The sequence below is a fragment of the Nostoc sp. C110 genome, assembly GCF_043099725.1.
In the GTDB taxonomy this organism is placed as follows: Bacteria; Cyanobacteriota; Cyanobacteriia; order Cyanobacteriales; family Nostocaceae; genus Nostoc; species Nostoc muscorum_A.
The window spans coordinates 4912115-4933209 of sequence record NZ_CP171148.1; the positions used below are offsets into that span (position 1 = coordinate 4912115).

Below are 21095 nucleotides of genomic sequence, written 5' to 3' on the forward strand. Positions count from 1 at the left end.
CCTGAATTCTGTTTTGATAAATATTTATTTGGAGTGAGATTTATTTAAAAGTAAAAATCTCATTGGCAAATATTATATTGATGTACATGAAACGGATCAAAAATAAAAAAGGTGTCATTTCAAGCTAGTTACAGCCATACGACAATCTAAAATCGTTCGACTGAGGAAAACCAGAGTCCAAAATCGAATGGCTAAATACTTAATCAATGCTGAAAAAATACCGATTATTAAGCAGTAAGGTATATTTGGTGCTTTGCCAAGTTGTGTTCAGTATGACAGAATTACGTTGAAATGCGGAAGTGCTGTTAAAATTTTTAATTTATCTGACAAAATACAGGAAATTAGGATGAGCGCCAATAAAGCGTACCGGAAGCAGCTTTATCGTCAAGGTGTTAGAGGTTAGAAGCTAATGGGGCGATTCGAGAAGCAACCAGAAAACCCAAGAGTCAGAGGCGAGCTATCTAGAGCAGCAGAAAATGCTCTTTGGGCTGTAGTTGAAGACTTAGAAAATCTTCAGCAGAATGTCCTCAGAGCGTTACAGGAAGATGTAAAGCGACTTCAGTCAGAAAAAAATCGGTTATCCGATGAGATTCAAGGCTTGGTAGAGGAAAAAGAGCATTTACAACAAGTGCGCCAAATCACCGAACAGCAAGTCTTAATTCGTCAACTGGCAGAAGTTCTGGCAAAACATATATCTTCACAACTGCAATCCTCTCTGACAAATTTAGCTAACCAAAGCATAGAGGGTAAGTCTTACGAACAAGCTGCGCTGAAGTCCGCTGAAGTGAGCAGCAATGTAGTAGGTGAAATCAATGAAAAAGTCGAACACATGTTTGACAGCCTGGATGACACCGTTACTGTTACTTTTAACTCGCTGCAACAGGAGCTAAAAAACTATCAAAGTAATCTTTCCCAACAGTTGTCACGGATGTATAGCCAGCAACAGCAAGGGGAAACGATTTTGGCGGAGTTTGTTAACCGCCTGCATGGAGAACTAGAAAAAACTATAGAAGAAACTTCACGCAAACCAGCAGCAGGTACGCCTACTGTTTTACAGTTTACTGAGCCAGAAAAAAACAATCCTTCTGAGACATCCCCACCAACCTTTAGCGAAGTAGTAAAAAATTCCTCTGAGCCAATTTCCGCGATCCCGGATCAATTTTTAGAAGAAAGAGAAACCACATTAGAGCCTCCCGTTGTTAGAGAAAACACCGCGAATACAATTTCTGTCTCCATCAAAGACTTGTTGGAAAGAGAAATAACATCAGAGCCTCCCATTGTTAGAGAAAGTGCTGCGAACCCGATTTCTGTCCCTAGCAATGACTTGTCGGAAAGAGAAACAACATTAGAGCCTCCCGTTGTTAGAGAAAACACCGCGAACCCCATTGCTGTCCCTATCAAAGACTTGTCGGCAAGAGAAACGACATCAGAGCCTACTGCTCCTGTAGTTCCGCCATCGCAGGAAAACGCTTCTGAACCCATTTCTGTCCTCAATAAGGATTTGTCAGAAAGCGAAACAACATCAGAGCCTCCTATTGTATCTGTGCCAAAGCCGGAAGCAATACAACCTCAACCTTTACGAAGAAGAAACGCTACTGAGCCAAATTCTGTGATCCGCAGAGTGTCGCAGAGCAAACCGAAATCACCACCTTCGACTGCGCTAGAGCCGCAACCACCAGCAAAACCCTCAGAATCGCGATCGCCTAATTCTTCCGGCTTTTCGCAGTTGCAAGTCGGTTTCTTGTTGATTGTCTCATCAGCAGTGATATCGTCGCTTTACAACATAGCCATCAAGGTTATTTTCCACGAAGGTTCCCAAATTTTTGGAGTAGTAGATGTAGAACGCCTGCTGCCGCCGACTTTGGGCAATACTCTGTTGATTTTGACGCTCCGGTTTATGGTGGTAGTCCCACTGATGGTATTGCTATCCCCAATGTTGCATCCAACACTATGGCAAGATTTAGAAAACTTGGCCGCTTCAGTGCGAGGAAATCCCACAGCTGCTAATACAGCTACCAAGCGGATTTTGCTGTTGTCGGTTGTGAGTGGGTGCTTTTTGTTCTTGTCTCAGGTGCTAATCTACATTGCGATCGCTCAAGTCACAACTGGAATGGCGATCGCACTGTTCTTTATCTACCCGATGGTTAGTGGGTTGTTGTCGTGGTTTCTGTTCCGCGATCGGCCTACCACATTCCGCTTCGGTGCGATCGCTGCCATTTGCTGCGGTGAATTGTTAGTTTTAGGAGGTTCTCCCAACACCAGTATGGGTAATCCTTCACTAGGAGGCAGCACCGCCCTTCTTTCGGGCGTAGCTTTTGCTGCCTACATAATTCTGACACGGGTATGTGCTAGCAAACTGCATCCCGTGACTTTTACCTTAATTAACTTCGTTACCATGTTGTTGTTGAGTTTTATCTGCTTGATGTTACCTTTGCCAAGCAATTGGAACTTGATAGTTTTTGACTCCTCTAAGATGCTAGAACTGGTTTTAAGCGCATTTATCTTGGGTGTGCTGACTCTTGCTGGTTATTTACTGAACAATGTTGGTATCAGTAAACTAGGTGCTTCGCGATCGGCAATTATCGGTGGTAGCATCCCAGTTTTAACCGTGATTTTTGCTGGGTTAATCATTCAAGAAAATTTAGAGATTGTGCAAATTCTGGGAGTGTTGTTAGTAACCTTTGGCGCTGCTGCTTTCAGCCTAGAAACGATGCGAAATCAGTCTAAACCCTCCAGTAACACGAATTAAATGGCGAGTTTAATCAGTTTGGGTGTAATGGGTGCTAGTTTACCTTCTATCACTTTCACCATCAATCCTGACGCTAATCCGCCCAAGATCCCCGAATTCTAAAAAGAATTCGGGGATCTTGAGTTTTCACGGATAATTTAGGACTGCCGGATAGGTGCAGATAATACTTAATACAATACGCTTGGGTTAAGGCTAAAAACTAAAACTGGCGTAGTGGTCTATCGCAAAAGTTTTGATAGGTTTGTAGTAAGCACTTTAGTGCTTGAATATTTGAGGACTAAAGTCCTCACTACAAACGTATTTACCACTCATAAGTAATGCGATAGACCAGTAGTGGTTCATGTCATTAATTTTGACGAGTAGATAAATTCTTCAATTTCTCTTCTTTCCCTCTTCCTTCTCTGCGAGACGCTGCGCGATCGCGTCTCTTATCTCTCAAATTTAATGGGACAGACAGGTAGGTTGGGTTGAGGAACGAAACCCAACATTATTAAGGCTTTGTTGGATAACGCTTACACTCAACCCAACCCACGAAATCTACAAAATCCGGTGATTAGGTATGTATTCCATGTAATTGAGAACCACTCTAGTTGAGCGAAGAGTAATCAAAATAACTTGACTTGTAATATATTTTTAGCAATTTAGCCTGATACAGATAGGGAAAACACGTATATATAAGCAGTACGAGTAGTACTGACTCAAGCAATTGAGCGCAAGTACTTGCTCAAACAGGAAATTTGCAAGGAGTGAAGACCATTGCAGCATATTTTGGAACTAGAAGATGAAAAAGTAGTAGAAGGGTTGAGAGTAACCCGTTTTTTAAGGTACATGAATACATGGAGCGATCGCGCCCATAAAACAGCCAGTCCTTTTATCCTACGAAAAGCCCTGCGAGTAAGGCGAAATTCAAAATGCCTCGTTTGTATGTTTTTGAGGTTGACGAGATGGTATCTTTATTAATGCCTTTGTGTACTAGTCAACTTAGTCTGCGTAGGCGTAGCCCACCGTAGGTATCGCCTAGATACTTAGAGAAAGATGCTGATATCGTAGTTGCCTGCGGATTCTCGTCTTTTTTTAATAACACGCTATCTACGCAATTACAGTCTCGCAAGTATATAAAACAGCGCTGTCAAAATATGCTTTCAAGTAGCCGATGAATTAGTTAAATCATGGAATTTTAAAATTCTTTCATGAAAAAAATATAATTCCATTGAAAAACAATCTCTAAATAATCATCAAATTGAATCCAATATGTTTTATTATATATATGCCTATTAACTAATTTTCCGCTGATTAACACGAGCAAAAAAGCCTCATGGCTATGCGATTCAGTCTGAATCAATCGCAGCTTTCTGTGTCAAATCATCAACACAATAAAATAAATAAGACCTGAATTTAAAAGTCAAAAGAGAAATATCATCAAATCTTGATTTAGTCAGAATAGAAAATATTTAAATAGTCATAATTTATAAACTTTAAAACACATAATTTTGTTCCAAAAGCAGAAAAGAATGGTATGATAAAAAGCGATATTTGAAAGAACAATAGGTACTTTAAAATTGGAATTAATTGATCTACTTGATGTCTACTATCTTCCCTCAAGCCAACGGCTTATACTGCCGAGACATCACAGGAGGTTGTGAACGAAATGATAGTTCCCAACGAGCCGTTTGGCTCAACCTCTGAATGTTGCTACACCTGGTAAGCGGTTTCTTTTGAGATTACTCCCAACGATCTCCGACCACCTGTGTACTACAAATAATTCACCAAAGCTGAATATAAAGCATCTTTTTCGAGTAACAAATACCCCAGATGAACCGCGCAAACTAGTTTTTACTCCGAGTCGGCATAGTGCCATAATTAGGTATAAGCAGTTTGATCTTGTTGCTCTTGAAAGATGAGAATAATCCCAGAGAAGTTAAAAGCTTTGTAGATTATTTGCAACACAGTTAACTTTTAGGAAGTAAACCGCCGTCAAGCTGAACTTAGTGATATCTATAATTTTCCAGTCAGATGCAGAGACAGTTACGGTAACAACGACTTAATCTGCCTGTGTACTAGAAAATATGCGAAAATGGTAGTTTGCACTACCGCCGATTTCATGGTTATCGCATACTAATATAGTCTGAAGTGAAAAATAGGCTTCAGCCAGGTGTATACTACCTTATTCTCAATCGATTAAAAACTCTGTAAACGTGCTATTCAATTGTCTGTAATATGAGTAACGACATAGATCTGATCAAACGTCTTGACCCCAGTGCGATGGATCAGATCATGCTTTATCTGGCTTTTAGTGCCATGCGGACGAGTGGGCACAGGCATGGGGCATTTTTAGACGCAGCCGCAACAGCAGCAAAGTGTGCAATTTACATGACCTATCTAGAGCAGGGACAAAACCTGCGAATGACAGGGCATCTGCACCACCTAGAGCCGAAACGAGTAAAAATTATTGTAGAAGAAGTCAGACAGGCGCTAACAGAAGGCAAACTGTTAAAAATGTTGGGTTCTCAAGAACCTCGCTATTTGATTCAATTGCCTTACGTCTGGCTAGAAAAGTATCCTTGGCAACCAGGGCGATCGCGCGTACCTGGTACAAGTCTGACAAGTGAAGAAAAAAGACAAATTGAGCAAAAACTGCCAAGTAACTTACCAGATGCCCAGTTAGTTAGCTCTTTTGAGTTTCTGGATTTGATTGAGTTTTTGCACAGGCGATCGCAAGAAGACTTGCCAACCGAACACCAAATGCCTTTGAGTGAAGCTTTGGGTGAGCATATCAAGCGTCGTCTACTCTACTCAGGCACAGTAACACGCATAGATTCTCCTTGGGGAATGCCCTTCTACGCACTTACTCGTCCTTTTTACGCCCCAGCAGACGATCAAGAACGCACTTACATCATGGTAGAAGATACCGCTCGGTATTTCCGCATGATGAAAAATTGGGCAGAACGGCGACGAAATGCCATGCGCTTATTAGAAGAACTTGATATTCTCCCTGAAAAAATGGAGCAAGCTATGGAAGAATTGGATGAAATTATCCGTGCTTGGGCAGATAAATATCATCAAGACGGTGGTATTGCAGTCGTCTTACAGACGGTTTTTGGTGAAAAAGAAGACTAGTAGCACTACGCAAAACTCAAAAAGCTTACTTTCTAAGCTTTTCACCGCTTTTGTCCCTTACTTAAAAGTAGGGGGATGATTGGTCTATTTACATTGTCATACTGTACTAATAGTATAAAAGTCACAAAACTGCTTGTGACTTTTGTATTGTAAGTATTTAGTTTGCATAATTTGCAAGCGTAAAGCAATTATGACGGATTTTATTATATAAATATTGTTTCTTCAGTCAAGCTAGTTTTAACTCCAAGGGTATATTTTGCCAAGGTTAATCCTAACGGCACTAGCCAACCTGTCCCAACTGCAACCACCACACGGGCAAAAAAGATTTAAATCAGAGAATTCATCTTTGTGGTGAGTGTGGATTCCAAACTGATAGAGACGTTGCTGCCGCTATGGTAGTGATGCAACGTGGACTTTCAGCCGTAGGGCATACGGTCAAGATTCTTGGCGAGGGGTTAAGCAGTAGCTCCCTTTTGACCCAAGAATCCCCCGTTTATAAAACGGGGGAGTATCAATAATTAACCTATATTCTCAGCAATTACAAAGCACTGTAGTTTAATTAGTGCCTGGTTGCGTTGGAACAGTCGGTTGTGCTGGAACAGTCTGTTGCGTTGGAAATGGAACGGTCTCGATACTTGATCCCGCAGGAATGATGGTTGGTGGTGTTGAAGATGAAGCACCGATAACACTATCATCAGCACTAATACAAGTATCTAAAACTTGAGCAGGAGGAACATCGATTTGACTACGCAAGCCAACCACACACTGCCCAAAGCGCACGGGTAACAAACTACGTCCACAGTAATTTAAAACTGCCGGATTAGCTTCTTCTTTCGTACTTAAACTGACACCGACTACACAGGTAGCTAACTCTTCAGGTCGCCGGGCCTTCCCACAAGAAGAAAGTGCATCTGTCGCAGCAATTTGGGTATCCTTATCAATTTTAACCACGCAAGCAGCCAAATCAGTTGGACGCAGTGCAGCTGCACAAGCTTGTGATGCCGCTTCTGCCGTTACGCCCACTTTTAGGAGACGACCTGCACAGTTACTATAATCATTGCTGTAGGAAGCAGCGATCGCTGGATTGGGTAAGATCGTTGTCAACCATCCAGCTATAGCCAAAACTGGTACTATTAAACTTCTGGAGGTGGAACTGGCTTGTTTGTTCTTACCTCTATTAACCGCTTTATTGCTCATTGACATTGCCATTCTCCAAACACCCAAAGTTATGCTAACTCAAATATTTTAAAAATCCTCTGTAATTCAATAATTTCAGCGTGAGCAAAGTTTAGACATAATTAATTATGTCGGAAATTGTGTTAATATAACTGTTTGAAAGATAAGTAGGCAACGTAAAAAGTATTTCAGAGTAAGAATACTGCGTATACCAATCTAATGATTGAGTAGCCTACGAAACTAAATAAAAACAAAAAACTTATGGGCAGGAGTACGGCGTGACAGGTCGGAATTCAGGCTTGGAGGCTAGTTTGTCGGTTTTACCGATTAAAAGCAACTGGCGCAAAAATCGATGCGTCTACCTTGGTGAGATACGTCTTATCTCGGTAAGCAGCTTCAAAAAACCAAGAATCCCCTGATTAAAAATTAGGGGAGTGTCAAAATCGAATGTTTCGGTAAAGTTTAAACAGGATTAGATTAAGGAAACTCATGTCCCGATATAGAGGGCCCCGCCTCAGAATTGTCCGTCGCTTAGGCGACCTACCAGGATTGACTCGTAAAAGCGCCAGACGCGCTTACCCACCTGGTCAGCATGGTCAGAACCGTAAGAAGCGCTCTGAGTATGCTATCCGTCTAGAGGAAAAGCAAAAACTCCGCTTCAACTACGGTTTGACTGAAAAGCAATTGCTCCGTTATGTGCGGAAAGCCAGACGTGTTACCGGTTCTACCGGACAAGTGCTGCTGCAATTGTTAGAAATGCGCTTGGATAATACCGTTTTCCGCTTGGGTATAGCCCCGACTATCCCAGCCGCCCGTCAACTGGTAAATCACGGTCACGTAACTGTTAATGGTCGTGTGGTGAATATTGCCAGCTACCAATGCCGTCCTGGAGAAGTAATTGCAGTCAGAGATCGGGCACAATCACGGAAGTTGGTGGAAGCTAACTTGCAATATCCCGGTTTGGCAAACCTCCCCAGTCATTTGGAGTTTGACAAAAATAAGTTGGTTGGTAAAGTCAACAGTGTTATTGAGCGCGAATGGGTGGCATTACAAGTTAATGAACTACTTGTGGTGGAATACTACTCACGACAAGCGTAATAGTCATTTGTCCTTAGTCATTTGTCCTTAGTTATTTGCAAGGGACAAATGACCAATTACTATCCGCCAATTTGTGACATAGTGCGAGTATATGTACCGACAATCCCAGAATCGCGCCCTTTAAAGTTAATTTCTGGCTTCATTCCAAGTAAATGCCTCACCTGCTCTTGTAATTGAGCGGTGCTAGTGCCAGAACGCAGAGCAGTTTTTAAATCTATTTGACCAGTTTCATTCAATAAACAGGGACGCAGCCAGCCATCAGCACTCAGGCGCATCCGGTTACAGCGATCGCAAAAACATTCTGACATCTGACTAATAAATCCTAGTGTCCCCTTCGCACCAGGAATTTGAAAAACATCAGCAGGGCCAGCCCCACGAACTTGAGATTCTGTCAAGCCCCAGCGATCGCGGATTTGTTGCCGTAAATCGGCTGAAGATACCCAACCCCGATCGCCAAACAAATCCACATTACCAATAGGCATAAATTCAATAAATCGAACGTGCCACTGTTTATCAATTGTCAGGGCAGCTAAATCTAGAACTTCGTGGTCATTAACGCCAGGAATCACTACCACATTCAGCTTCAGTGGATCGAATCCGACGTGATGAGCAGCTTGAATTCCCTGCCAAACTTGTTGCCAACGAGAACGGCCCTGATTACCGATAATTTGGTCAAAAGTGTCAGGATGAAGAGAGTCTAGACTGATATTAATTCGTCGCAGACCAGCATTGTAGAGGTTTTGTGCCATCGGAGCCAGCAAAAACCCGTTGGTGGTCATAGAGAGGTCTTGAGTTTGGGGTAAAGTTGCGATCGCACTGACCAAATCCACCACACGCGGACGCAATAAGGGTTCACCCCCTGTCAAACGAAACCGATTAAAGCCTACTGGAATAAATACTTCTTTAATTAAGGTGAGCAACTCTTCATCAGTTAACAGCTGTTGCTTGAGAATATAGTCCAGTTCTACTCCCTCTGGCATACAGTATTGACAACGAAAATTACAGCGATCGATTAAACTAATGCGGAGGTAGTCTACCTGGTTCATCGTTTTATTTTTATTCTCTCTGATCAATTAAAGACCTTACTGAGGTGGTTTACCCCTTCCTACTATATGTGTAGTAATTCAAAATACCGTACTCCCCCTTAAGTGATAGTCCGCAGATTATGGCATAATAAGCCGATCGCATCCACTAGTTATCATCAATCGTGCAAGACACCGACTCCATCAACGACCTTGCTGCTGCTTTACTACAGCCAGCAGATATCAGCTTTGAACTGCCCGATCCAGAAGATGAACAGATTCTAGAATCAGATTTTCAACAGCAGCTAGAAATAGCTTGGCAGGTATGCGATCGCTTTGATTTGCAAACTGAAATCTGGCGGGGGCGAATTTTACGGGCGATCCGCGACAGAGAGAAAGTGGGCGGTGATGGGCGCGGTACTGGCTTTCTGCGATGGCTAAAAGAGCGGGAAATCAGCAAAAGTCAAGCTTACGCCTGGATTCAACTGGCCAATAGTGCCGATACTCTCATTGAAGACGGTAAACTCGACCCCGGTTCTGTGAATAACTTCAGTAAACGGGCATTTGTTGAAACCTCCAAAGCATCGCCAGAAGTGCAACAGATGGTGAGTGAAGCCGCCCAAAAAGGCGATCGCATCACCAGGCGCGAAGTGCGTCAACTCAGCGATGAATGGACAGCCATGTCCTCAGATTTATTACCTGAATCAGTCAAGGAAAAAGCCGCAGATAACACCCTTCCGCCGCGCTACATCGCCCCATTAGTGAAGGAAATGGAAAAACTGCCAGAATCGCACCAAAAGTTTATCCAGAAAGAAATTGCTGCCAATCCTGATGTGGATACCCTGAAACAGGTAACAAGCGAAGCGCGTAACTTGGCCAAATATCTCAAAGGGGCGGCTCAAGTCCAAGCGCTGACGCAGGAAAATGTTGATATTGAAACAGCCTTAGAAGAAGCGCAAAGAGTCGGCTGTTTGAGCATTGCTGCTGATTTGGTCAATCAAGCATCGCAGATTGAACAAACGATCGCTAAACTCTATATGACGTGGAAACGAATCGGCAATTTGGCAGATAGATTATATGTAGATACTGGTGCAAGTACACCCAACTTGCGATCGCTCCTCACTTGCTTGGAACCTCTGGGTGGTGAAATTATGGAATTGCAACTTAGTGGTGCAACTGAACACACTGTTCGTTTGCAAATACAGGAGACGAGTTAGGGAATAGACAAACTTGTGGGCAGTAATTGCGATCGTAATTACTGCCAAGTTACAGAAATTTAACTTTAATTCAGAGATTGTTTAACTTATCTCAAAGTCTAACGAGCAGCGCAAGATGTAGCCGTGAGTGACGAGTTATGGGGCGACGCAGTGGGTACTTGAGCAACCAAAACCACATTACCATTGGCATCCATTACCCATCCTTGGGCTTCTACAATTTGAGTAGGTTCATTGACAGAATTAACTTTCTGTGATTTTTCTTCTATATTTTGCTGCGCCTGAAGAACCGCTCTTTTCTGAATACCAGCAGCACTATTTTTACTCTCTGGCTCTAGTGCGATCCAATCTGCCAGCACCGCATCATCAGCTATCAATGGCTGCGTGGGATCGGCTACTAATCCTCCACGTCCAGTAGCAATAAATGAACTCCTTCCTATTTTTGCACCAGAATTACAACCAGCAGCTATTTGCTCAGAAGCATCAACCAGATTTACAGGCAGTTCTACTAATCCTTTGCTAGGGTCAGCATCTGGTGAGTTGATTTGTACAGTGCCGCTTAATGTAGGGTCTTGCCGAGAAAATGCGGTGATATCACTTGTTCGGAGGTTATTCGGGTTGATTGAGCCTGTTGGATCAAGCCTTTCTACGTCTGCACGAGTGCGTGGCACAAACCCAAAGATTTTTTTAGCGGTGATTGTGATTTTACCACCTGAGCCAGAGTTGGCGTTGGCAGTGATATCGTTATTTCCAAAGGGAGTGGCAACTAGGAAGCCATTAGGTGCTTTGATGGTGATATTACCGCCAGTTTTATCACCCCCGGCATTGGTGGATATTTGGCTGTTGCGGCGCATTAATAATAAGTCCCGCACCTGTAGTGTAATGTTACCCCCCTTACCTGAATCACTACTAGATATGAGTTTTCCTTGGTTGTCCAGAAGAATAGAGCGAGCATTCACATTTAGTTCACCTGCTGAACCCAGATTGCTTGTATTCCCTATATAAGTTCCAAATGTTAGAATTTGACTGCTTACATTTACTTCAGCTTTGTCCCGGACAATTAATTGTCCTGTGGTAATTGTCAATTTTCCGGCATCTCCGGAACCATTAGTAGAAGCAAATAAGCCACTGGAAAAACCATTTGTCGTAGTTCCCATTAACTCTACAGACTTGGAGGCGTTGACAGTCAAATTTCCTCCTGATCCTGTGGCTATTATAAATTCTGAGTTTTTTAATGTTCCACTAGAATCTGTTGATACCCGCCCGCCGTTTTGAATAAGCAATCTCTCAGTGTTGATTGTTAAGTCACCCGCTTTACCAGCAGTACCTGTTGAACTAAACAATACACTAGGCCGATCAAAAGTACTATTTGGTATAGAAAAGCTACCAATTACGTTTACGGATTCGGAGGCGTTGACGATCAAATTTCCCCCATAACCTTCACCTATAGTAGAAGTGAATACTTGTGCGCCATCCTGAACAACTAATTTTCTGGTGTTAATTGTTAAGTCTCCGCCTTTTCCCGCACCCGTAGTCTGAGTTGTTAAGCTTACAAGATTACCAATTAATTCTACTGTCCTACCCTGCACCTGGATATTTCCACCATTCTCGCCACTGGTAGCTACCTGAGATGGAAACTCTTCATGGTCAACAGTTCGCCGGATAAGTTGAATATTCTGAAAATTCTGAACACCTTCATATCCTAAACTCCAGCCTTGGTTTGTTTGATTTAGACTCACCAGACTATTGCCAGCGACGCTACCTAACTCAATTCGTCCAGACTGTGCTGTTAAATTTCCGCCATCCAGTGTTATGTCGCCGCCTACAAGTGCTAATGTTTTGCCTGGCTTTACCTGTATACCAACATTTCCATCAAGACTATTAGTTACATTATCTGGACTCTTTGCTTGAGATTGATTGCGGATAGAAGCCGCAACTGCTCCAAATTGTAAGCCGATGGGAACACTTACTGTTAGTAGGGGCGTAGTTTGGCTATTTGTAGTACTAAACTTAGTACCATCAGCAAAGTTCAGACTACTTGCTGTACTCGCCACGAATGAACCACCGATGTTTAAAGAAGCATTAGGGCCAAAAACAATCCCATTGGGATTAATTAGAAACAGGTTGGCTGTGCCGTTAGCTTTCAGAATGCCATCTATATTAGAGATAGACTTACCTGTCACTCGGCTGATTATGTTTTGAATATTTGTCCCGTTGTTAAAATGGACTCTGCTGTTAGTGAGGACAGAAAACTGTTCAAAGCTGTGGAACAGGTTAGTACCGCGAATTGCTCCACCATCGATTTGGTCAATAGAATGTCCATCAATATCTAACTGGGGTGTAACAACTGAACTTTCAGACCCCAGAGTATCATCCTTTTGAATTTGGGCTAAAGCACAACTTCCACATAATAAAAGTGCCCCAGCAAGTGCTAAACCACTGGCTAGGACTAACTTATAATACCAAGCGGCTGATTTTTGGTGTCTCACAGAATTTGCACTCAAAAAAGTAATTTAGTAAAATTTTATTGCCAATAATCCAAGAATGATGATAAACATTCAGTTAATAATGTTGGTTTTTATAATACCTGCATTCATTATGCAAATTATTTTTTTACAATAAAACTATTTTATTTTGATCATCTTTGAGACTATAGTATTGCCAACTTTACAACTGGCGACAAACTTTTTGATTGAAATCAATGGGTTAATGACATACCTAAATATTAAAATATAGTTTTTAGGATAAATCGATTAAATTTATTTTCAATATTTTAAAAAAGTATGGCACTTAAGTTGACAATACTATTAAAGCTAATAATTAACCACAAATCATACCTTGATTAGTGATAATACAACCCTTAAGTGCAATTTTATTATGTGGTATTGCCACTGCAAAATTCTGAACTTTCTGGTTGTCAACAATATGACTATTTTGGATTTTATCTAGGTTGAGAATACAATTAATTTCAAGGATATTTTCTCCTGATATACCATATTTTTCTAACACATTATTTAAGTTAGAGTTTTTTATAATTTCGCGCATTTCCTGCTGAATCTCGTCTTGTATCTGCTGTAATGTTTGAGCATCTATGACTGTTGGCTGTACTGTTTGAGATTCCATGAATTTTGCTCTCCTTGCAGACTAGTAAATGTATAAACCTATTTTGCGATGTACTAAATTAACATGACTTCGATTAGTACAGTTTGGCGACGAAGAAACGCTCTTGCGAACTCCCATAATTATGACTTCAACTTGGCTAGTAATAATTACGCATTGTGTAACAAAACTTCATATATTTCTGCCGGATTTCCTTAAAGCCTTCATGAATATGGCTACTTTCCGTTAATTATTCAAGTGGATTAAGTAATTGATACCTCCTCAACTCTCATACTCTGCTTACGGCTTGGATAAGCCCATAGGCTTTATTAGAAAAAGCGATCGCTTATGTATGAAAGTCATTGCGAAAAAGCAATGTCTACGACGGGCTACGCCAGCGCACCAACAAAACTTACGAGAATCTCAAATTCTAATTACCAGCGCAAGATGTAGCGATGAGTGAAGAATTATGAGGCGACGCAGTGGGTACTTGAGCAACCAAAACCACGTTCCCATTGGCATCCACTACCCATCCTTGAGCTTCCACAATTTGAGTAGGTTCATTGACGGAATTAACCTTCTGTGATTCTTCTGGGTTTCTCTGCTTGTGAACAACCACTCTTTTCTGGATACCCTCAGCACGATTCTGACTCTCTGGAGAGAGTGTGATCCAATCTGCTAGCACCGCATCATCAGCTATCAATGGCTCCGTGGGATTGGGCGCTATTCCTCCACGCCCAGTTGTAATAAATGAACTTCTGGCTATTTTTCCACCAGAATTACAGCCAGCAACAATTTGCTGGGAAGCATCAACCAAATTTACAGGCAATTCCACTAATCCTTGACTAGGGTCAACATCTGGTGAGTTGATTCGTACCGTACCATTTAATGAAGGGTTTTGCTGAGAAAACGCCGTGATGTCACTTGTTCGGACGTTATTCGGATTGATTTCTTTGCGATCGAGTTTTTCTACGTCTGCACGAGTGCGGGGCACAAATCCAAAGATGTTCTTAGCGGTGATTGTAATTTTACCACCAGAGTCAGAGAAGGCATTGGCAGTAATATCGTTATTTCCAAAGGGAGTAGCGACGATGAAACCATTAGGTGCATTGATGATGATATTACCGCCATCTCCACCCAGCCCTGTTGTACCTGCGTTAGTGGTAATTTGACTTTCGCGGCGCATCAATAATAAGTTCTGCACCTGTAGGGTAATATTCCCACCTTTACCTGACTCACTATTAGATATGAGTTTTCCTTTGTTGTCGAGAAGTATGGAGCGAGCGGTTATATTTAAATAGCCTGCTTTTCCAAGATTATTTGGATCTCCGATATAGATTACATTCTTTCGAGCTTGGCTGCTCACAGTTATTGCAGCCCCATCCTTGATAATCAATTGCCCTGTGGTTAGGGTCAAGTTTCCGCCATCTCCAGGCCCTTGAGTCCCAGAAAACAAGCTACTGAGCTTAGAACCATTTGGTGAAGTTCCAATTAATTCTACCGACTCAGAAGCGTTCACCGTCAAGTTTCCTGCATTTCCTGTCGCTGGTGTAAGTTGGTTAGGAATAAACCTGTATATGCCCTCAGAACTTGTTGATATTCTTGCTCCTCCTTCGATACGCAACCTTCCAGTATTAATTATGATGTTGCCAGCGTTTTTATTGCCGTAAGTTGCACTAAATAATCCACTGGATATTAAATCACTACCATCTCGAAAGAGAGGGATGTTAGTGCCACCAATTAGTTCCACGGAATCTGAAGCGTTTATGGTCAATTGCCCCTGCAATTGCGCTCCACTTCTGACTACCAACTTCTTAGTATTTACATTTATGTTTCCAGAGTTTGCGTTGGAAAAACTTTGAGTAAACAGTTGTGAATCTTTTTCAATTACTACAGAATCTGAAGCGTTTACTGTCAAATTCCCTCCTGATTGCGCTCTCAAGGGATTAACTAGAATTAGGAAACTGCCAGCTACTCGCACAAGTCCCCCTTGCAGGTGGATATTGCCGCTACCATTTCCATGAGTATCTACAATCGATGGAATTTTATTTAACTGGATGATTTCGATATTCTGGAAATTTTGAACACCTTCATATCCCAAAATCCAACCTTGGTTCGTTGGGCTTAAACTGACCAGACTATTGCCAGCAACGCTTCCTAATTCAACCCTTCCTGACCTTGCCGTTATATTTCCACCCTCTAGCGTGATATCACCGCCTATAAGTGCTAAGGTTTTGCCTCGTTGCACCTGTAGACCAACGCCTTGTCCAAAGATATTAACTGCGCCATTTGGACTTGCTTGAGATTGATTGCGGATGGGAGCCGCAGTTGCTCCAAATTGTAAGCCAATGGGAACACTTAATGTCAGTAGAGGTTTAGCTTGAGGAGATGTAGCACTAAACTTTGTACCATCAGCAAAGTTCAAGCTACTCGCCGTAGTTGCCACAAATGAACCGCCAATATTTAAAGAAGCATTGGGCCCAAAAATAATGCCGTTAGGGTTAATCAGAAACAGGTTCGCTGTGCCGTTAGCTTTCAGAATCCCATCTATCTTAGAAATGGAATTACCCGTCACCCGACTGATAATGTTTTGAATATCTATTGCATTGTTAAAGTAGGCTGTCCTTTCCGCAGACACAGAAAACTGTTCAAAGCTGTGGAATAAGTTTGTACCACGAACTGCCCCACCATCAATCTGGTCTATAAGCTGACCATCGAGTAGCTTTGGTGTAATGATTGAACTTTCAGATTCAAGTGTGCCATCTTTTTGTATTTGGGCTAAGACAAAACTCTCAAAGAAAGTGAGTACTCCAGCAATTGCTAATGTACTCACTATCCCTAACTCCCAGTACCAACTACTTCGGTATCGAGACATGACAAACTTGCACCCAAAAAATAAGAGTATATTAAAATACTGCTCTTTGCTAGTTAAATAAGTTAAGTGAGTGTGAACAATTAAAGCTTTGTAATAAGGGATTCAGCCCTTACTACGAAACAATCTAATTAATCATCTTACATTGCGTAAGATAATTTTATTTGTCCTTGCTCACTAACTTATGGTGATACTTGAAATTATCTCTGTACCCTAACTAGTAAATGCAAAGTTCAGTATTTTTATACTCACTAGAATAAACTTTTTACAGTGTAAAAACTAAATTATTTAGCAGTTACAACCTAGCGGACTGCCAGTTGAAGGGCAAGGAATACACCATGATTTTTCCATCAGCACAATTTCCTGTTTTGGAGTTGCTGGCAATAATTCATTTACTTGCTGGCTATTAACTGCATCACCAGATTTAATTTTATTTGGGTCAAGATTACACTGCCATTGAACGATTAAAGCTCTATCATCTAATACACCGTACTTCTCAAGCACACTGTATAAACCAGCGTTATTAACGCTTTCAAGCAGTTTTTGCTCAATCTCAGCTTGTAACTGTTGTAATGTTTCAGAATTCATGACTGTTTCCATTTCCTACAGAATCTGTATAATTCTGTTTCGGCTTGACCCGGAACAATTATGCATAACTTCATAAAAATTCATATCTTACTGCTGAATTTACTTATCTCGCGCTTCACCAAAATCTAAAATTCAGACAGCTTCCTTTGCTAATTCTTAATTCCCGTTGCAGCAATACCTTGAATGAACTGACGCTGACCGATGAAAAATAATACCATCACTGGAACTGTCGCTATTGTCACCGCCGCCATCATCAAAGGCCAATTATTCGTAAATTGTTCTTGAAACTCAGCCAACGCCAGTTGCACTGTTCTTAATTCGGGACGGGTTGTAAATACCAGAGGTTTAAACAAATCATTCCATTCGCCAATGAAAGTGAACAAAAACAGCGTCACCAAGACCGGACGGGCTAAAGGTAACATTACCCGCCACAATATTTGTAATCTGGTTGCCCCATCGATGGCTGCGGCTTCCTCTAATTCCACAGGAATTGTCTGGAAATACTGACGTAATAAGAAAATCCCAAACCCATTGACAGCAGTAGGTAAAATGAGCGCCCAGTATGTATTTATCAGGTGTCCCCACTTCAAAACCAAAAAGATGGGAATCACCAATAACTGAAAAGGAATTACCAAAGTTGCTAAAACAACCAATAGCAGTGCTTGCCGTCCCCGAAACTTCAGCCGTGCTAAGGCGTAACCAGCCAAAGCAGAAGTGACAATCTGAAACGCCGTCACAGCGATCGCTACCAAGGTAGAATTAGCAAACGCCAGCAAAAATTTTCCCTGTTGCCATGCAACGCGGTAATTAGCTAAAGACCAGTTATTTTTAGACAAATTTTCTGGGCTGGCGGCTGTCGATGCAAAGGAGGTGAGAAGAACCACAAATAGCGGTAGTAAAACGATAAATGCCCCTAGCAGTAAGATTACTAGGCTCAAAAAATCACCAGATTTCAGATTCGGGTTTGGTTTAGACATAACTTGAAGCCGCAAAGCATTTATTTCGCTAGTACTAGAGCATTGCCCCCAGCAACCATTAATCTATAAACATAGTCTACTTGTTAAGTTAAATTAAACCACAGAGATTGTTACCCTCAGTTCATAGGGTAAATCGAATCCTGGTGTCAAATAATTCAGTTTTACGGGAGTAAACATAACCATGCAGCAGCTTACAGACCAATCTACAGAATTAGATTTCAAAAGCGAAACATACAAAGATGCTTATAGCCGGATTAATGCGATCGTGATTGAAGGGGAACAAGAAGCCCATGAAAATTACATCACACTAGCCCAACTGCTGCCAGAATCTCATGATGAATTGATTCGCCTATCCAAGATGGAAAGCCGCCATAAGAAAGGATTTGAAGCTTGTGGGCGCAATTTGGCTGTTACCCCAGATTTGCCATTTGCCAAAGAGTTTTTCTCCGGACTACACCAAAATTTCCAAACAGCCGCAGCATCGGGAAAAGTGGTTACTTGTCTGTTGATTCAGTCTTTAATTATTGAATGTTTTGCGATCGCAGCATATAACATTTACATCCCTGTTGCCGACGATTTTGCCCGCAAAATTACTGAAGGAGTAGTTAAAGAAGAATACAGCCACCTCAATTTTGGAGAAGTTTGGTTGAAAGAACACTTTGCAGAATCCAAAGCTGAACTTGAACTTGCAAATCGCCAGAACCTACCCATCGTCTGGAAAATGCTCAACCAAGTAGAAGGTGATGCCCACACAATGGCAATGGAAAAAGATGCTTTGGTAGAAGACTTCATGATTCAGTATGGTGAAGCATTGAGTAACATTGGTTTTACGACTCGCGATATCATGCGCTTGTCAGCCTACGGACTCATAGGTGCTTAAAAAAGTGCTGACTAACGAGTGCTGAGTGCTGAGTAGTTCAAATTCAGAACTCAGAACTCCTAACCCACAACTCCTAACTCTCCTAAATCCCCCCCTCAAGACAGCATAAGCCTAATAATCACTACATGTTTGGTCTAATTGGACATCTGACTAGTTTAGAACACGCTCAAGCGGTAGCCCAAGAATTGGGATACCCAGAATATGCCGATCAAGGGCTAGACTTTTGGTGCAGCGCCCCGCCGCAAATTGTCGATACTATTATTGTCACCAGTGTTACTGGGCAACAAATTGAAGGACGGTATGTAGAATCTTGCTTTTTGCCGGAAATGCTAGCTAGTCGCCGCATCAAAGCCGCAACACGGAAAATCCTCAACGCCATGGCCCATGCACAGAAGCACGGCATTAACATCACAGCTTTAGGCGGATTTTCCTCGATTATTTTTGAAAACTTTAAGTTAGAGCAGTTTAGCCAAGTCCGCAATATCAAACTAGAGTTTGAACGCTTCACCACAGGAAACACGCATACTGCCTACATTATTTGTAAGCAGGTGGAAGAAGCATCCAAACAACTGGGAATTAATCTATCAAACGCGACTGTTGCGGTATGTGGAGCAACTGGGGATATTGGTAGTGCCGTTACACGCTGGTTAGATGCGAGAACAGATGTCCAAGAACTCCTGCTAATCGCCCGTGATCAAGAACGTCTCAAAGAGTTGCAAGGCGAACTGGGGCGGGGGAAAATCATGGGTTTGACAGAAGCGCTACCCCAAGCCGATGTTGTAGTTTGGGTTGCTAGTATGCCCAGAGGCGTGGAAATTGACCCTACCACTTTGAAACAACCCTGTTTGTTGATTGATGGTGGCTATCCTAAAAACTTAGCGACAAAAATTCAATATCCTGGCGTACACGTGTTAAATGGTGGGATTGTAGAGCATTCCCTGGATATTGACTGGAAAATTATGAAAATAGTCAATATGGACGTGCCAGCCCGTCAGCTGTTTGCCTGTTTTGCCGAATCAATGCTGCTGGAATTTGAGAAGTTATACACGAACTTTTCGTGGGGACGGAATCAGATTACCGTAGATAAAATGGAGCAGATTGGCCGGGTGTCAGTAAAACATGGATTTAGACCGTTGTTGGTTTAGTCATTAGTCATTTGTCCTTGGTCATTAGTCATTGGTCATTTGTTATTTGCAAAGGACAAAGGACAAAGGACAAAGGACAAAGGACAAAGGACAAAAGATAGATAACTTATAACTCGTAATTGATAAACCCTACGATGGCAACTACCGAGCGTAAACCGCTACTGTTAGATTTTGAAAAGCCCCTAGCAGAACTTGCAACCCGAATCGATCAAATTCGGCAACTTGCAGAAGAAAATGGCGTTGATGTTTCTGGTCAAATTCGTCAACTAGAAGCACGCGCCATGCAACTACGTGAGGAAATTTTTACTAGTCTATCGCCTTCCCAGCGATTGCAAGTCGCTCGTCATCCGCGTCGTCCCAGTACTCTCGATTACATTCAGGCTATTAGCGATGAATGGATGGAATTGCATGGCGATCGCTGTGGTGGTGACGATCCGGCTTTAGTTGGTGGAGTCGGTCGTCTGAGTGGGCAACCTGTGGTGATGTTAGGTCATCAAAAAGGTCGTGATACCAAAGACAATATTGCCCGTAACTTTGGAATGCCTTATCCTGGCGGCTACCGCAAAGCTATGCGGTTGATGGAACACGCTAATAAGTTTAGTATGCCCATACTAACTTTTATCGACACACCAGGGGCTTGGTCTGGAGTGGAAGCAGAACATCAAGGTCAAGGAGAAGCGATCGCTTACAACTTGCGGGAAATGTTTTGCTTAGATGTGCCAATTATCTGCACAGTTATTGGTGAAGGTGGTTCTGGTGGCGCACTTGGTATTGGTGTAGGCGATCGCCTGCTCATGTTTGAACACTCCGTTTATACCGTCGCCACCCCCGAAGCCTGCGCCGCCATTTTGTGGAAAGATGCTGGTAAAGCTCCTCAAGCCGCCGTTGCGCTGAAAATTATTTCCCACGACCTCAAAAGATTGGGAATTATCGACCAAATACTGCCTGAACCCACTGGTGGCGCTCATTCCGATCCTTTAAAAGCTGCTACCACGCTCAAGCAAGTGCTGCTAGAAAATTTGGACGAACTTAACCATTTAACCGCTCCAGAACGCCGCCAACTACGTTATGAAAAATTCCGTAAAATTGGTGTTTTTACAGAAGTTGCCCACTAAAACCACTGCCTAATGATGGATTAGTAAAGCAGCAATGCTATAA

At 42.2% G+C, this 21095-nt stretch carries 15 protein-coding genes; 8 read left to right on the plus strand and 7 right to left on the minus strand.

Annotation, left to right across the window (positions count from 1 at the left end):
• Positions 1–409: 409 nt before the first annotated feature.
• The 3 genes from ACFFRD_RS26350 (at position 410) to ACFFRD_RS26360 (ending at position 6384) form a co-directional block, all read left to right on the plus strand.
• Positions 410–2749 (plus strand): EamA family transporter, encoded by a 2340-nt coding sequence (locus tag ACFFRD_RS26350; protein ID WP_392478474.1) that lies wholly within the window; start codon positions 410–412, stop codon positions 2747–2749.
• 2217 nt (positions 2750–4966) lie between these two features.
• Entirely contained in the window at positions 4967–5866 is a 900-nt protein-coding gene (hetR, locus tag ACFFRD_RS26355; RefSeq protein WP_012408409.1) for a heterocyst differentiation master regulator HetR, read from the plus strand.
• 338 nt (positions 5867–6204) lie between these two features.
• Complete coding sequence (locus ACFFRD_RS26360; RefSeq protein WP_392483169.1) at positions 6205–6384, plus strand: hypothetical protein; 180 nt, start codon at positions 6205–6207, stop codon at positions 6382–6384.
• Between the two features lie 37 nt (positions 6385–6421).
• On the opposite strand, the gene ACFFRD_RS26365 is transcribed toward ACFFRD_RS26360, so the two are convergent.
• Positions 6422–7075, minus strand: a complete 654-nt coding sequence (locus tag ACFFRD_RS26365) for a hypothetical protein (RefSeq protein WP_392478475.1) — start codon at positions 7073–7075, stop codon at positions 6422–6424.
• Positions 7076–7531: 456 nt separating this feature from the next.
• Between ACFFRD_RS26365 and rpsD the strand changes: the two genes are divergently transcribed.
• Positions 7532–8140, plus strand: coding sequence for a 30S ribosomal protein S4 (gene rpsD, locus ACFFRD_RS26370; RefSeq protein WP_012408407.1), 609 nt, complete (start codon positions 7532–7534; stop codon positions 8138–8140).
• A gap of 59 nt (positions 8141–8199) precedes the next feature.
• Here the strand turns inward: rpsD and moaA are convergent, their stop codons facing one another.
• Positions 8200–9186, minus strand: a complete 987-nt coding sequence (gene moaA, locus ACFFRD_RS26375) for a GTP 3',8-cyclase MoaA (RefSeq protein ID WP_392478477.1) — start codon at positions 9184–9186, stop codon at positions 8200–8202.
• Between the two features lie 161 nt (positions 9187–9347).
• Between moaA and ACFFRD_RS26380 the strand changes: the two genes are divergently transcribed.
• Positions 9348–10379: a hypothetical protein gene (locus ACFFRD_RS26380; RefSeq protein WP_114080895.1), complete on the plus strand. Its 1032-nt coding sequence runs from the start codon at positions 9348–9350 to the stop codon at positions 10377–10379.
• Between the two features lie 98 nt (positions 10380–10477).
• Here the strand turns inward: ACFFRD_RS26380 and ACFFRD_RS26385 are convergent, their stop codons facing one another.
• The 5 genes from ACFFRD_RS26385 to ACFFRD_RS26405 form a co-directional block, all read right to left on the minus strand.
• Positions 10478–12865, minus strand: coding sequence for a filamentous hemagglutinin N-terminal domain-containing protein (locus ACFFRD_RS26385; RefSeq protein ID WP_392478479.1), 2388 nt, complete (start codon positions 12863–12865; stop codon positions 10478–10480).
• A 331-nt stretch (positions 12866–13196) separates the two neighbouring features.
• Entirely contained in the window at positions 13197–13499 is a 303-nt protein-coding gene (locus tag ACFFRD_RS26390; RefSeq protein WP_392478482.1) for a hypothetical protein, read from the minus strand.
• A gap of 406 nt (positions 13500–13905) precedes the next feature.
• Entirely contained in the window at positions 13906–16350 is a 2445-nt protein-coding gene (locus ACFFRD_RS26395; protein ID WP_392478484.1) for a filamentous hemagglutinin N-terminal domain-containing protein, read from the minus strand.
• Positions 16351–16635: 285 nt separating this feature from the next.
• Entirely contained in the window at positions 16636–16935 is a 300-nt protein-coding gene (locus ACFFRD_RS26400) for a hypothetical protein (RefSeq protein ID WP_392478485.1), read from the minus strand.
• 149 nt (positions 16936–17084) lie between these two features.
• Entirely contained in the window at positions 17085–17912 is an 828-nt protein-coding gene (locus tag ACFFRD_RS26405) for a carbohydrate ABC transporter permease (protein ID WP_392478487.1), read from the minus strand.
• Between the two features lie 181 nt (positions 17913–18093).
• On the opposite strand from ACFFRD_RS26405, the gene ACFFRD_RS26410 reads away from it, so the two are divergent.
• From ACFFRD_RS26410 to ACFFRD_RS26420, 3 genes are all read left to right on the plus strand, one after another.
• Positions 18094–18792, plus strand: a complete 699-nt coding sequence (locus ACFFRD_RS26410; RefSeq protein ID WP_392478489.1) for an aldehyde oxygenase (deformylating) — start codon at positions 18094–18096, stop codon at positions 18790–18792.
• 125 nt (positions 18793–18917) lie between these two features.
• On the plus strand, positions 18918–19937 hold the full coding sequence (locus ACFFRD_RS26415; RefSeq protein ID WP_114080902.1) for a long-chain acyl-[acyl-carrier-protein] reductase: 1020 nt from the start codon (positions 18918–18920) through the stop codon (positions 19935–19937).
• A gap of 134 nt (positions 19938–20071) precedes the next feature.
• Positions 20072–21052 carry an acetyl-CoA carboxylase carboxyltransferase subunit alpha gene (locus ACFFRD_RS26420; protein WP_114080903.1) on the plus strand — a complete coding sequence of 327 codons (981 nt, stop codon included), beginning with the start codon at positions 20072–20074 and terminating at the stop codon, positions 21050–21052.
• Positions 21053–21095 lie beyond the last annotated feature (43 nt).

Bases quoted from the DNA above. Each gene is read 5' to 3' on its own strand.
- rpsD (WP_012408407.1), top strand. From the start codon at position 7,532: ATGTCCCGATATAGAGGGCCCCGCCTCAGAATTGTCCGTCGCTTAGGC.
- moaA (WP_392478477.1), bottom strand. From the start codon at position 9,186: ATGAACCAGGTAGACTACCTCCGCATTAGTTTAATCGATCGCTGTAAT.
- ACFFRD_RS26395 (WP_392478484.1), bottom strand. From the start codon at position 16,350: ATGTCTCGATACCGAAGTAGTTGGTACTGGGAGTTAGGGATAGTGAGT.
- ACFFRD_RS26420 (WP_114080903.1), top strand. From the start codon at position 20,072: ATGGCAACTACCGAGCGTAAACCGCTACTGTTAGATTTTGAAAAGCCC.
- ACFFRD_RS26415 (WP_114080902.1), top strand. From the start codon at position 18,918: ATGTTTGGTCTAATTGGACATCTGACTAGTTTAGAACACGCTCAAGCG.
- hetR (WP_012408409.1), top strand. From the start codon at position 4,967: ATGAGTAACGACATAGATCTGATCAAACGTCTTGACCCCAGTGCGATG.
- ACFFRD_RS26350 (WP_392478474.1), top strand. From the start codon at position 410: ATGGGGCGATTCGAGAAGCAACCAGAAAACCCAAGAGTCAGAGGCGAG.
- ACFFRD_RS26365 (WP_392478475.1), bottom strand. From the start codon at position 7,075: ATGGCAATGTCAATGAGCAATAAAGCGGTTAATAGAGGTAAGAACAAA.
- ACFFRD_RS26400 (WP_392478485.1), bottom strand. From the start codon at position 16,935: ATGAATTCTGAAACATTACAACAGTTACAAGCTGAGATTGAGCAAAAA.
- ACFFRD_RS26405 (WP_392478487.1), bottom strand. From the start codon at position 17,912: ATGTCTAAACCAAACCCGAATCTGAAATCTGGTGATTTTTTGAGCCTA.
- ACFFRD_RS26410 (WP_392478489.1), top strand. From the start codon at position 18,094: ATGCAGCAGCTTACAGACCAATCTACAGAATTAGATTTCAAAAGCGAA.
- ACFFRD_RS26390 (WP_392478482.1), bottom strand. From the start codon at position 13,499: ATGGAATCTCAAACAGTACAGCCAACAGTCATAGATGCTCAAACATTA.